Source organism: Ochrobactrum sp. BTU1 (assembly GCA_018798825.1).
Classification (GTDB): Bacteria; Pseudomonadota; Alphaproteobacteria; order Rhizobiales; family Rhizobiaceae; genus Brucella.
Genome location: CP076354.1, coordinates 161653 through 175744, shown reverse-complemented (window position 1 = coordinate 175744; position 14092 = coordinate 161653). Strand labels below are relative to the sequence as shown.

Below are 14092 nucleotides of genomic sequence, written 5' to 3'. Positions count from 1 at the left end.
TTAACGCAGCTTTTAGTGCCGCTTTATTGCTCAACTGTTTACAGAAACATCGAGAATGAATTTTTCACCCGATGCTATCTTAGATCAATACGGTTTATTTGGGGTGCATTAGCCTGTCACTCAAGACTAATACACGGCACAAAACACCGCACCTGCCATGCAAAAATGACATGAACATTGCGGAACTGCAGCAAAACTGGCGTTTACAGGCCTCTTAACAATGGTAAAAAGCCGATCACTTCATTGTTAACATATAATAAGCTTATATTACAGCAGCGCTCTCCGGCGAGCAAACTCCTTGCGACAAAATTATTGATAGACCTTGTCGCTTTGCCTATTGCGGGACATAGATAGTAAAAACATCGACAGCACTTCGCTTGAATTATGGATGGATGAGTATGGCTCAGGACGCCGAGGCACTGATCGAAAGACGCAAGCTGCGTAGAAAGCTGACCGTATGGCGTATCGCCTTTCTGCTTCTGCTGGCAGTACTCATTGCCGCCATTGCGTCCTACTCCATGCGCGGCCCGAATTTTGCGACCCCTCACGTTGCAAAGGTTCGCATCGAAGGCACGATTTTTGAGAATGAAGAGCTTATCAAGCGCCTCAACAAGATTGCCGATGACGATGCAGTCAAAGGTGTGATCCTTATTCTCGATTCACCGGGCGGCACCACCGTTGGCGGCGAATCAATCTATGAAGCCGTACGCAAAATCGCCAAGAAGAAGCCTGTTGTAACGCAGGTTGGCACGCTCGCAGCATCGGCTGGCTATATGATTGCCAGCGCGTCCGACCACATTATTGCGCGCCAGACCTCCATCGTCGGGTCAATCGGCGTGCTGTTCCAATATCCCGACCTTTCCAAGCTTCTCGATACAATTGGCGTGAAAGTCGAGACAATCAAATCCTCGCCGCTCAAAGCAGAACCGAATTATTTCAGCCCTGCAAGCGATGAAGCCAAAAACATGATCCGCAATATGATCATGGATTCTTATGACTGGTTTGTCGGAATTGTTCAGGAACGCCGCTCTTTCACGCATGAGGAAGCGCTGGCTCTGGCCAATGGCGCGGTCTTTACCGGCCGTCAGGCACTGGACAAGAAGCTGATTGACGGACTTGGCGGCGAGGAAGAGGCTGTTGCGTGGCTCACCAGCAAGGGCGTATCCAAGGATTTGCCCAAGCTTGAATGGAAAGCAGTCAGCAATGACACCGGTTTTTCGCTGCGTGATCTGATAATTCATGCCGGTGCGCGCCTACTAGGCGTGCCACAGGAAGCCAATGGTATGTTAAAGGAAATTGCCAAAGACCGTATCTTCCTTGACGGACTTCTTTCGGTTTGGCACGTTGACGGAACGCCGGGTGTCACTCCGGCAAATAAATGAGTCCTTTCACCGGACAAGAGAAACACAGGGGTTTAAAGCCGTGATCAAATCGGAACTCGTTCAGGTTATCGCCAGCCGTAATCCGCATCTTTTCCAGCGCGATGTCGAAAACATCGTCGGCGCGGTTTTTGAAGAGATCACCAATGCCCTTGCTGATGGCAACCGCGTCGAATTGCGCGGCTTTGGCGCTTTCTCGGTAAAAAATCGCCCGGCCCGCAGCGGCCGCAATCCACGTACCGGCGATACGGTGGATGTTGAAGAAAAGTGGGTGCCATTCTTCAAGACTGGCAAGGAACTGCGTGACCGCCTCAACGGCGCCATCTGATCCATCATGGTGGCAAAGCGCGTCATAACGATTGTTATTCTGGTGCCGTTGGCGGTCATTCTGATCGCCCTTTCGGTGGCCAATCGCGAAACGATTGGCCTGACAATTGATCCGTTCAACCCCGGAAATCCAGCACTGACCTATCAGGCTCCGTTGTTTATCTGGCTGTTTGGTGCGCTTATCCTCGGTGCTTTGATCGGCGCTGCCGTCACCTGGCTTACGCAGGGCAAGCATCGCCGTCGCGAGCGACGCTACAAAAAAGAAGCCTCACAGCTTCTGGAACGTGCGGAATCTGCTGAAAAGCGCCATGTGGCCAACACGGTTTCCAACGTCTGATAGCGACCGTTTTTCTTTTTCACTTTCGTTCTGGCGTCATTTGCCCTACCTAAACCCAAAATAAATCACGGAGTTTCGGGTGAAGGCGCCAAAAGGAAAAGGCAAAAAGCCAACGGGCGGTAAAGAGCAGCGCGGTTTTGGTCGCGCAAAGCACGACGAACCGCGCTCGGCTGCCAAACATGAGAGCAAGCCGGACAACAAGGCTTCGTTCTTCAAGAAGCCGCGTCCGCAATTTGCAAAAGCCACACCAAAGCCTGCTGAAGAAAAGCACATCGCAGCGCCTCAGCGCGAGATCAAAGCTTATCAGGGCGAGCGCCCGGGTGAACGCGCACCCGTCATCCTCGAAACAGAACCGTCCAACGATTATGCATTGCTCGACAGCGGTGATGGCCTCAAGCTTGAGCAGTATGGTCCTTATCGCATTGTGCGCCCGGAAGGTCAGGCGATCTGGCTCCCAAGCCTGCCGAAAAGCGAATGGGACAAGGCCGATGCCGTCTTTACCGGCAACACCGATGAAGAAGGCATGGGACGCTGGGCATTCCCGAAACTGCCGCTTGGTGAAACTCTGGGTGAAACATGGCCTATGCGGCATGACGGCATATCGTTTCATGGCCGCTTCACGTCATTCCGCCATGTTGGCGTATTCCCGGAACAGGCCGCGCACTGGTCCTACATGGACAATCTGATCCGCGATGCCGCCAAGTCGGGCCGCACGGTGAAAGTGCTCAATCTGTTTGGTTATACCGGCGTTGCATCGCTCGTTGCAGCACGCGCAGGTGCCGAAGTCACCCATGTTGACGCTTCCAAAAAGGCGATCGTCTGGGCACGCGAAAATCAGGAGATGGCCGATCTTTCCGACAAGCCGATCCGCTGGATTTGCGAAGATGCTATGAAGTTTGTGCAGCGCGAAGAACGCCGCGGCAGCTTCTACGACATCATCCTGCTTGATCCGCCAGCCTATGGTCGTGGTCCGAACGGCGAAGTCTGGCAGTTGTTCGAACATCTGCCTGCAATGGTCGATACCTGTCGTTCCATTCTCACGCCAAACGCGCTGGCCGTCATTCTGACCGCCTATTCGATCCGCGCTTCCTTCTTCGCCATTCACGAGCTGGTGCGCGACCGTTTCACCGGTCTTGGCGGAACAGTCGAATCGGGCGAACTTATTCTTCGCGAACGTGCGAGCCAACGCGCACTTTCCACATCCATGTTCAGCCGCTGGGTAGCAAAATGAGCCGAAACGACGATTTCTCCAGAAGCGGCAATCATCAGACCGGATCACGCGTGGGCCAGGTGAAAGAAGTCACCAGCCTCACCAATCCGATTGTTAAAGATCTGCGCTCGCTGGCGCTGAAGAAGTTCCGCGATCAGCAGGGCGTGTTTCTGGCAGAAGGCCTGAAGCTTGTCATCGATGCCTTTGAACAGGATTGGCGCATCAAGACGCTGGTCTTTGCCAAATCCGGTAAAGGCAACAAGATGGTCGAGCAGGTTGCAGCACGCACTTTCGCCAAGGGCGGACTGGTGCTGGAAGTGACCGAAAAGATCATGGCTGCGATCACCCGCCGCGATAATCCGCAGATGGTAGTCGGTGTTTTCGAGCAGCAATATCAGCAGCTTGCAAACCTCAAGCCAAAAGGCAACGATGTTTACATAGCGCTTGATCGTGTGCGTGATCCCGGCAATCTCGGCACTGTTATCCGCACCGCCGATGCAGTTGGTGCCAAGGGCATCATCCTGATTGGCGACACCACCGATCCTTATTCGCTGGAAACCGTGCGCGCCACCATGGGCTCGGTGTTCTCGATGCCGCTCTATAAGACAACGGAAACCGAGTTTCTGAACTGGCGCAAAGGCTTTTCGGGTCTTCTCGTTGGCACGCATCTCAAAGGCGCTGTCGACTATCGCACGATCCCTTACGCCAAAAAGCCGGTTATTCTGATGATGGGCAATGAGCAGCAGGGTCTGCCGGAAACGCTTGCTGAAAGCTGCGACAAGCTCGCACGCATCCCGCAGGCAGGCCGCGCAGATTCGCTTAATCTGGCGATTGCCACCGGTGTCATGCTTTATGAAATCCGCCGCGAGGCACTCACTCTCGATGAAAGGTCCAGCGGATGAAGCGTCATGCGGTTTTGTCGTCGTTTCTCGTTGTCATTATCGCAGTCCTGATCGATCAGGGCGTTAAATATCTGGTCGAAACCCGCATGGGCTACGGGCAGCAGATTGATCTGTTGCCCTTCCTGGCACTCTTCCGCACGCATAATGAAGGCATCGCTTTTTCGATGTTGGCATGGCTGCACGATTGGGGACTGGTCGCAATCACCGCTGCCGTTATTCTTTTCGTGCTGTACCTCTGGTGGACCAATCCGGCCAATCGCGTCTTCGCCCGCTATGGTTTTGCGCTTGTCGTGGGTGGTGCCATCGGCAATCTGATTGATCGCGTGATGCATGGCTATGTGGTCGATTATATCCTTTTCCACCTGCCGACATGGTCGTTTGCGGTCTTCAATCTCGCCGACACGTTTATCACCATCGGAGCGGCGCTAATCATTCTGGAAGAGTTTCTTGGCTGGCGGCGCGAGAAGAAGGCGGCGCGCTAAATCGCCAATCATTATTGGGATGCGCGTCGAAGCCGTCACTATTTCCTGCTCGCCGATAGGCGGCTTGAACAGTTTCGGCCTTTCGCATAATTTGTAGCTGAGAATTTAAAAGCGATTTTAAGGGGATAAGGTTCGACAGCCTGAATTGACACATTGGTGACACGGTTCTGTCATCGTCGCGTAGCACTGAATCTGTACTGCTTCGGTTAGAATGGACGTCATGTCCACGCAACCAGGCCGTGGAAAAAGCGGAAACGGTTAGCATTTGCTGAAATACCAGCAAGCACACCGTTCAGGATTGCGTGAACAACAGGATCAGGAGCGAATCATCATGTCAGTACTGCTTGGAATGGACCAGCAAATCATTGATGATACGATCATGTCGGGCATAGAAGCACAACCATCGCTTTTCGCATCTGGAAGCGACCCTATCATTCTGGGACGCATCGGATCGCTGGAAGTAAGACTAGCAAACTCCCGCGACGCAATCGAAGCGGCGCAGGAATTGCGCTTTCGCGTCTTCTTCGAAGAAATGGGCGCCCGCAAGGAAACCATCGAAGAAGTTGAATTAAGAGACGCCGACCGTTTCGACGCCATCTGCGACCATCTTCTTGTTTATGATACTGCATTGCCCGTGCCTGAACATCAGCAGATCGTCGGCACCTATCGCTTGATGCGTAGTGATCAGGCCGAAAAGGCACTCGGTTTCTATTCAGCAGACGAATATGATGTGCAGCGTCTCGCACTTTCACGCCCAAACCTCAAACTTCTTGAGCTTGGCCGTTCCTGTGTGAAGGCTGAATATCGCTCCAAGCGCACGGTCGAGCTGTTGTGGCAGGGTGCATGGGCTTATTGCCGTCGTCATTCGATTGACGTGATGTTTGGCTGTGCATCGTTCCATGGTGCCGTGCCAGCCGCACATGCGCTGGGACTGTCGTTCCTGCATCAGAACTGCCGTGCAACGCCTGACTGGGATGTGCGCGCGCTGCCACATCGCTATCAGCCTATGGATTTGATGCCGAAGGAAGCGATCAACACCAAGGTTGCGTTGTTCTCAATGCCGCCACTGGTGAAGGGTTACTTGCGTCTTGGTGCCATGATTGGTGATGGCGCAGTGATCGATGAAGCTTTCGGCACGACCGATGTTTTCATCATCCTGCCGATTGAGCGCATTTCCAGCCGCTACATTACGTATTACGGCGCGGACGCTAACAGGTTTGTATAAAAGAAAAGGCGAAGCTCAGCTTCGCCTTTTCTAATTTCACGCCCTGCCAGCCAATTCCTTCAGCTTATAAACCAGTTCAAGCGCTTCACGCGGCGTCAGCTCATCGGGGCTGATCGCTGCCACAGCCTTTGCCAATTCGCTGTCCTTTGCGGCAGCCTGTGGCTTGGGCTTTTCCTGTTGCAACACAACGGAAAACAGCGGCAGATCATCAATCAGCTTGTCGGCCTTACCAGAGGTTTCACCGGCTTCCAGCTGATGCAGCACATCGCGCGCGCGATTAACGACAGCTTCCGGTAGACCTGCAAGGCGCGCAACCTGCACGCCATATGAGCGATCAGCCGCACCCTTTGCCACTTCATGCAGGAAGACGACATCATTGTCCCATTCCTTGACCCGCATGGTGACGTTGAACAGCCGATCGAGCTTTTCAGAGAGTGCCGTCATTTCATGGAAGTGGGTCGCAAAGAGTGCGCGACAGCGGTTCTTCTCATGCAGATATTCCACTGCCGCCCAGGCAATCGAAAGCCCGTCAAAGGTTGCCGTGCCACGACCAATTTCATCGAGAATGACCAGCGAACGCTCACCCGCCTGATTAAGAATGGCGGCAGTTTCAACCATTTCCACCATGAAGGTCGAACGGCCCCGTGCCAGATCATCCGACGCGCCAACACGGCTGAAAAGCCTGTCCACAACACCGATTTGTGCGGAGCCCGCTGGCACAAACGAACCCATCTGCGCCATGATCGCGATCAGCGCATTTTGGCGCAAGAAGGTCGATTTACCGCCCATATTCGGGCCAGTCAGCAACCAGATCGCACCATTTCCACCGTCGTTTTGCGGTGAAAGATCACAATCATTGGCCACAAACGGATTGGCCGCCTGCCGACGCAATGCCTGCTCAACCACCGGATGACGGCCAGCGACGATGTTGAAAGACAAGCTGTCATCAACCAGCGGACGGCAATAGCCCTGCTCTTCCGCAAGAACTGCCAGCGAAGCTGAAACGTCGAATACCGAAAGGGCTACAGCCGCCGCACGAATACTATCGGCATGGCTGACCGCTTCCGCAGTCAATTCTTCAAAGATTGCCAGCTCAATGGAGAGCGCACGATCGGCTGCATTGGCGATCTTGCTTTCCAGCTCTGCCAGTTCCGTGGTGGTGAAACGCATGGCATTGGCCATGGTCTGACGATGGATGAAGCGGCCCTTGGCTTCAACCGTATCGGTCATGGTGCCTGAATTATTAGCTGTGACTTCGATGAAGTAACCAAGCACGTTGTTATGCTTAATTTTCAACGTTTTAATGCCGGTTTCCTCGATGTAATCGGCCTGAAGCCCGGCAATGACACGGCGCGACTGATCACGCAGCGCGCGCATTTCATCAAGCTCGGCATTATAGCCCTGACGCACGAAGCCGCCGTCGCGCTTCAAAAGCGGCATTTCCTCGGCAAGTGCGCGGTCGATATGGGCAGCAAAGCTGACAGGCAAGGTCTCAATCGCTTCGCGTGCCTGAGCCAGTTCATCAGGCAGAAGTGCGCCTTCGAGAAGCGAGCCAATGCCGTTTGCGGCCTCAAAACCCCGCTGCAAGGCACCAAGATCACGCGGACCACCACGACCCACCGCCAGACGCGACAAGGCACGCGGCATATCCGGCACGCCTTTAAGTTCCAGTCGCAGCCCTTCGCAAAGCGCTTGTTCGCTCAGAAACCACGAAACGGCATCAAGGCGCAGCGCAATCGCTTTGGGATCGGTCAAGGGTGCCGTCAAACGTTCTGCCAGAAGCCGTGCACCCCCACCCGTTACCGTGCGGTCGATGGCCTTGAGCAGACTGCCCTCACGATTGCCCGACATAGTGCGGGCGAGTTCGAGGCTTGCGCGGGTGGCGGGATCGATGAAAATCGTACCGCCTTCCTGCTCGCGTTCAGGCCGCATCAACGGAGGGCGCTCGGCAATCTGCGTCTTTTCGATATAGGCAATCGCACCGGAAATGGCGGAAAGCTCGGAACGGCTGAACTGTCCGAAACCATCCAGTGTCGCCACATTGAAGTAGCGCTGGATACGGTTCTCAGCCGCCGCACTGTCAAACAGGGTTGCTGGCTGCGGAATGACAGACTTGCCAATGAGATCAAAAGTCGGACGCAGATCGGCATCGTGAAACGCCGTGTCAGCGACGACCAATTCACGCGGATCAATGCGTGCAACATCGGCAAAAAGCCGGTCGTCAGTTGTTTCTGACACGCGGAATGTGCCGGTCGAAATATCAATCCACGCAAGCGCCAGCGCGCCGTCGCCCTTGGTGCGGCCAAGCGCCATCAGATAATTGGCTTCGGACGGATCGAGCAGCTTTTCTTCTGTGATTGTGCCCGGGGTTACAAGCCGGATCACATCACGGCGGACCACCGATTTGGAGCCACGCTTCTTGGCTTCCGCCGGGTCTTCAATCTGCTCGCAAACCGCAACGCGATAACCTTTAGCGATCAGTCGCTGGAGGTAATCATCGGAAGCATGAACCGGCACACCGCACATCGGAATATCTTCGCCCAGGTGCTTGCCACGCTTGGTGAGCGTGATGCCCAGCGCTCTGGAAGCTTCTACCGCATCGTCGAAGAACAGCTCGTAAAAGTCGCCCATACGATAGAAAAGCAGCGAATCAACATTCGCGGCTTTGATCTCAATATACTGTTCCATCATGGGCGTGAGGCGAACAGCGGTTTCCTGCGTGGTATTTTCCCCCGCTTCCAACTGTTTCTCTTCGACCTTCGCTTCCATGCTAAACCTTCATTTATTGCGATTTAAATCCATTTAAAGACATAATAATATCGATATCATGCTTTTTTGGATGAATATCTATTCCAAAATGCGCTGTTTACACTCCCACAGACTGACGCTATCGAATTCGTCCCGCAGAAGAAACCGGAGGGAACATGCCAGTCTCGACGCCGAAGGGCAACACGCCAGAACGCACACCCACAGCCAGTGAGAAGGAAGCGCTCGACTTTCACGCTCAGGGCCGCCCAGGTAAGCTGGAAATCAATCCCACCAAGCCAATGACCACGCAGCGCGACCTGTCGCTGGCCTATTCGCCAGGCGTCGCCGTGCCGGTCAAGGCAATCGCAGAAAACCCTGCCACCGCCTATGATTATACGGCCAAGGGCAATCTGGTTGCGGTCATTTCCAACGGCACCGCCATTCTGGGTCTCGGCAATCTCGGCGCGCTGGCCTCCAAGCCCGTCATGGAAGGCAAGGCCGTCCTCTTCAAGCGCTTTGCGGACGTGGATTCCATCGATTTGGAAGTCGATACCACAAACATTGATGAATTCATCAACGCTGTGCGCTATCTCGGCCCATCCTTCGGCGGCATCAATCTCGAAGACATCAAGGCACCGGATTGCTTCATCATCGAACAGCGCTTGCGCGAAGTGATGGATATTCCGGTTTTCCACGATGACCAGCATGGCACGGCAATTATCGCCGCAGCCGGCATGATCAACGCGCTGCAACTGACTGGCCGCGACATCAAGAATACCAAGCTCGTCTGTAATGGCGCAGGCTCGGCAGGCATTGCCTGTATCGAACTGATCAAGGCTATCGGCTTCCCATCTGAAAACGTCACGCTCTGCGACACCAAGGGCGTTGTCTATCAGGGCCGCGGAGAAGGCATGAACCAGTGGAAGTCGGCTCATGCCATCAAGACTTCCAAGCGCACGCTCGAAGACGCTATGAAAGATGCCGACATCTTCTTCGGCGTTTCGGCAAAGGGCGCGCTGACCAAGGAAATGGTGCGTTCGATGGCGCCAAATCCGATCATCTTTGCAATGGCCAATCCGGACCCGGAAGTCACGCCGGAAGATGTCGCCGAAGTGCGCAGCGATGCGATCGTTGCAACCGGCCGTTCGGACTATCCGAACCAGGTCAACAACGTTCTCGGCTTCCCGTATATTTTCCGTGGCGCACTCGATGTTCGGGCCACCACGATCAATGACGAGATGAAGATTGCAGCCGTCTATGCAATCGCGGAATTGGCACGCGAGGACGTGCCGGATGATGTGGTTGCTGCCTATCAGGGCAGCCGCCCGCGTTTTGGTCCGCAATATATCATTCCGGTGCCGTTCGATCCGCGCCTGCTGGCAACCGTTTCGGCAGCTGTCGCAAAAGCTGCAATTGAAACCGGTGTTGCCGGACGTGTGATTGAAGACATTGAGGGCTACAAGCAGGAACTGCTCGCCCGTCGCGATCCGATTGCCTCCACACTACGCGGCATCTATGAGCGCGTGCGTCGTCAGCCAAAGCGCATCGTCTTTGCCGAAGGCGAAGAAGAACAGGTCATGCGCGCCGCTGTCTCTTACGTCAATCAGGGTCTTGGCACCGCTATTCTGGTTGGCCGCGAAGAGCGTGTTGCAGAAACCGCCAAGGAAGCCGGTCTCGATCTTAACCGTCCGGGCATTGAAGTTATCAATGCGCGACTGTCGAGCCGCAACTCGGCCTATGCCGACTATCTCTATGAGAAGCTTCAGCGCAAAGGCTATCTGACGCGCGATTGCCATCGCCTGATCAACAATGATCGCAATCATTTTGCGGCCTGTATGGTTGCCCTTGGCGATGCTGACGGCATGGTAACGGGGATCACCCGCAACTATGCGACTGGCCTCGAAGATGTGCGCCGCGTGATCGATTCGAAGCCGGGCCATCGTCTCGTCGGTGTTTCCATTGCGCTCTGCCGTGGCCGCACCGTGTTCATCGCCGACACCGCAGTCCATGAAAAGCCAACCGCCGAAGAACTTGCCGATATCGCTGTTGAAGCCGCTGGCATGGCACGCCGCATGGGCTATGTGCCGCGTGTTGCACTCACCGCATTTTCGACCTTCGGCCATATGGGCGGCGAAAGCGCAACGCGTATTCAGGAAGCCGTGCGCATTCTCAACACGCGTCACGTCGATTTCGAGTTTGACGGCGAAATGAGCGCTGACGTAGCGCTGAACCCGAAGCTGATGGAGCGTTATCCGTTCATCCGTCTGTCGGGCCCGGCCAATGTCATCGTTACGCCCGACAATCACTCGGCATCGATCGCAGCCAATATGCTTCAGGAGCTGGGCGGTGCAACGATCATCGGTCCGCTGCTGGTTGGCCTCGACAAGCCAGCACAGATTGTCAGCATTGGCGCGAAAGATACCGATATCGTCAATATGGCGGCTATTGCAGCTTATAACGCTGGCAACTGAAAAGACGCATGACAATGTGATAAAGGCCGGGCAATGCCCGGCCTTTTCTTTTCAATGTTCACCATATTTAAAACCGGCTATAGGATAGTTCCGTCAGTTCTCTTCTACCTCTCGTGCTTTGCAAAGCACGAGAGGTAGGTTCAACAATGCATAGCGTCCTTTGTGCGTCCAAACGGACGCACGGCGCTATGGCAAGCCGGACATACAAGCCGCATGAGCGCACACGACCTGAAGCTCGATGAAATCGTCAATCCCGAAACACTCCGCCGCAAGATCAATGAGCTCGCGGATTCGGCCGACGAAAACTACACAAGTATGCCCGTTCGCAAGGTTGTGCTGCAGGCGCTCAAGGATGCTCTGGTGCGCGGTCGCGCCAATGCCGAAAATCTGCTGATGAAGGATGGCGGCGGCACGCTTTGCGCGCGGCGCCTGTCTTATCTGATGGATACGCTGATCAGCGTATTGTTCGAATTTGCCAGCACCAAAGCCTATCCGATGCTTAATCCGTCGAAAGCCGAGAACATGGCGGTTGTGGCTGTTGGTGGCTATGGTCGTGGTGGGCTTGCGCCCGGTTCGGACATCGATCTGCTGTTTCTGCTTCCCTATAAGCAGACGCCGTGGGGTGAGCAGGTCGCCGAATATATGCTTTACATGCTCTGGGATATGGGGCTGAAAGTCGGCCACTCCACCCGCAATATCGACGAATGCATTCGTCTTTCGCGCGAAGATATGACAATCCGCACCGCCATTCTGGATGCGCGTTTTATTATCGGCAATCGCGATCTGTTCAGCTCTCTCGTCACTCGTTTTGACGAAGAAGTGGTCAAGGATACGGGGCCTGAATTTATCCAGGCCAAACTTGCCGAGCGTGACAATCGCCACAAGAAGGCGGGCGAAACCCGCTATCTGGTTGAGCCAAACGTCAAGGAAGGCAAAGGCGGCCAGCGCGATCTGCATACGCTGTTCTGGATTGCCAAATATTTCTATCGTGTCAAAAGCAAGGAAGAGCTGATCAAGCTCGGCGTGCTGTCACGAGCCGAATTGCGCCTGTTCAACAAGGCCGAAGATTTTCTCTGGGCCGTGCGCTGCCATATGCATTTTGCAACGCTGAAGGCAGAAGAGCGCCTTTCCTTCGACATTCAGCCGGAAATTGCTCAGCGTCTGGGTTATACGGCGCATCCCGGCCAGAACTATGTCGAACGCTTCATGAAGCACTACTTCCTCGTCGCCAAGGACGTCGGCGATCTGACGCGCATTCTCTGTGCGGCGCTGGAAGAAGAACAGGCAAAGCATGTGCCGGGCTTCAACCGCATCTTCCTCACCTTCTCGCGCCGCAAGCGCAAGCTTGCCGGAAGCAATGATTTCGTTTCCGAAAACCATCGCATCAACATTGCCGATGCAGATGTGTTCAAACGCGATCCGGTCAATATTATCCGCATCTTCCACCTTGCCGACAAGCTCGGGCTGGAATTTCATCCCGATGCCATGCAGCAGCTCACCCGCTCGCTGAAACTCATCAATTCGGAACTGCGCGAGAACCCGGAAGCCAACAGGCTGTTTCTGGAAGTGCTGACCTCACCCCGCAATCCGGAACTCATTTTGCGTCGCATGAATGAATCCGGCGTGCTCGGTAAATTCATCCCGGATTTCGGCAAAATCGTCGCGATGATGCAGTTCAACATGTACCATCACTACACGGTGGACGAGCATCTGCTGCGTTGCATTGCCGTGCTTTCCGAGATTGAGCATGGTGAGCTGGAAAATGAGCACCCGCTTTCAAACCATTTGATCACCACCATCAAACGTGATCGCAATCTGCTTTATGTGGCGATGCTTTTGCACGACATCGCCAAGGGACGACCGGAAGATCATTCGGTTGCAGGCGCGCGCATTGCCAAAAAACTTTGCCCGCGTTTCGGCCTTTCGCCGTCGGAAACGGAAACCGTCGAATGGCTGGTACGCGAACACCTGACCATGAGCATGGTTGCACAGTCACGCGATCTCAACGACCGTAAAACAATCGTCGATTTCGCCGATACCGTGCAGACGATGGAGCGGCTGAAGCTTCTGCTGATCCTGACGGTCTGCGATATCAAGGGCGTCGGTCCCGGCGTGTGGAACGGCTGGAAAGGCCAGCTGCTGCGCACGCTTTTCTATGAAACCGAGCTGGTTCTCACAGGCGGCTTCTCCAAACTGCCACGCGCCGATCGCGACCGGCAGGCACGCGCAGCCCTTGCCGAAAAGCTTGCCGATTGGCCGGAAGCAGAGCGCGAAGCTTATCTCGGCCTGCATTACACCAATTACTTCCTCACCGTCAGCCTTGACGATCAGGTGCGTCATGCGCATTTCATCCGCGATGCCGACCAGAATGGCCGCGCGCTGGCGACGCTTGCAAAGCCGCATACATTTGAAGCAGTGACGGAAATCACCGTGCTTGCGCCCGACCATCCGCGCCTGTTGTCGATCATCACAGGCGCCTGTGCGGCGGCTGGCGGCAACATTGTTGACGCTCAGATCTTCACCACCGGCGACGGGCGTGCGCTCGATACGATCCTGATCAGCCGCGAATTCGACACAGATGAAGACGAGCGCCGCCGTGCAGAACGCGTGGGCAAGGTGATCGAAGACGTGCTGTCAGGCAAAGCGCATCTGCCGGATGTACTTGCCAAGCGGACAAAGCCCAAGCGCGGTGCAAAGGCTTTCAAAGTCGAGCCGCGTGTCGAGATCAACAACGCGCTTTCCGACAAGTTTACGGTGATTGAAGTGGAAGGTCTTGATCGGCCCGGCCTTTTGTCGGAACTGACCGGCCTTATTTCTGACCTTTCGCTGGATATTGCTTCGGCGCATATCACAACCTTCGGCGAGAAGGTGATCGACAGTTTTTATGTAACCGATCTGGTGGGACACAAGATTTCAAATGCAACCCGACAGGGCAATATCAGGCGTAAGCTTCTTGCCGTGCTGGGCGGTGAAAACGGCGCCAAAACCAACGGTCGCGCAGCAGCATAGGT

Annotated in this window: 10 protein-coding genes; 9 read left to right on the top strand and 1 reads right to left on the bottom strand. The window is 54.8% G+C overall.

Annotation, left to right across the window (positions count from 1 at the left end; genetic code table 11):
* Nucleotides 1–398: 398 nt before the first annotated feature.
* The 7 genes from sppA (at nucleotide 399) to KMS41_00740 (ending at nucleotide 5862) form a co-directional block, all read left to right on the top strand.
* The gene (sppA, locus tag KMS41_00770) at nucleotides 399–1382 is read left to right on the top strand and encodes a signal peptide peptidase SppA (protein QWK77814.1); all 984 of its coding nucleotides are present in this window, start codon (nucleotides 399–401) and stop codon (nucleotides 1380–1382) included.
* A gap of 40 nt (nucleotides 1383–1422) precedes the next feature.
* A complete protein-coding gene (locus tag KMS41_00765; protein QWK77813.1) occupies nucleotides 1423–1707 on the top strand; it encodes an integration host factor subunit beta in 285 nt (94 codons plus the stop codon).
* A 6-nt stretch (nucleotides 1708–1713) separates the two neighbouring features.
* Nucleotides 1714–2043 carry a LapA family protein gene (locus KMS41_00760; protein ID QWK77812.1) on the top strand — a complete coding sequence of 110 codons (330 nt, stop codon included), beginning with the start codon at nucleotides 1714–1716 and terminating at the stop codon, nucleotides 2041–2043.
* A gap of 79 nt (nucleotides 2044–2122) precedes the next feature.
* Nucleotides 2123–3274 (top strand): class I SAM-dependent methyltransferase, encoded by a 1152-nt coding sequence (locus tag KMS41_00755; protein QWK77811.1) that lies wholly within the window; start codon nucleotides 2123–2125, stop codon nucleotides 3272–3274.
* Nucleotides 3271–4155 (top strand): RNA methyltransferase, encoded by an 885-nt coding sequence (locus KMS41_00750; protein ID QWK77810.1) that lies wholly within the window; start codon nucleotides 3271–3273, stop codon nucleotides 4153–4155. Before KMS41_00755 ends, KMS41_00750 begins: the two co-directional genes overlap by 4 nt.
* Nucleotides 4152–4637, top strand: coding sequence for a signal peptidase II (locus tag KMS41_00745; protein QWK77809.1), 486 nt, complete (start codon nucleotides 4152–4154; stop codon nucleotides 4635–4637). Before KMS41_00750 ends, KMS41_00745 begins: the two co-directional genes overlap by 4 nt.
* 331 nt (nucleotides 4638–4968) lie before the next feature.
* Nucleotides 4969–5862, top strand: a complete 894-nt coding sequence (locus KMS41_00740; GenBank protein QWK77808.1) for a GNAT family N-acetyltransferase — start codon at nucleotides 4969–4971, stop codon at nucleotides 5860–5862.
* 36 nt (nucleotides 5863–5898) lie between these two features.
* Here the strand turns inward: KMS41_00740 and mutS are convergent, their stop codons facing one another.
* Nucleotides 5899–8631: a DNA mismatch repair protein MutS gene (mutS, locus tag KMS41_00735; GenBank protein ID QWK77807.1), complete on the bottom strand. Its 2733-nt coding sequence runs from the start codon at nucleotides 8629–8631 to the stop codon at nucleotides 5899–5901.
* Between the two features lie 155 nt (nucleotides 8632–8786).
* On the opposite strand from mutS, the gene KMS41_00730 reads away from it, so the two are divergent.
* A complete protein-coding gene (locus tag KMS41_00730; protein ID QWK77806.1) occupies nucleotides 8787–11081 on the top strand; it encodes an NADP-dependent malic enzyme in 2295 nt (764 codons plus the stop codon).
* Nucleotides 11082–11294: 213 nt separating this feature from the next.
* Nucleotides 11295–14090: a [protein-PII] uridylyltransferase gene (locus KMS41_00725; protein ID QWK77805.1), complete on the top strand. Its 2796-nt coding sequence runs from the start codon at nucleotides 11295–11297 to the stop codon at nucleotides 14088–14090.
* Nucleotides 14091–14092: the final 2 nt, after the last annotated feature.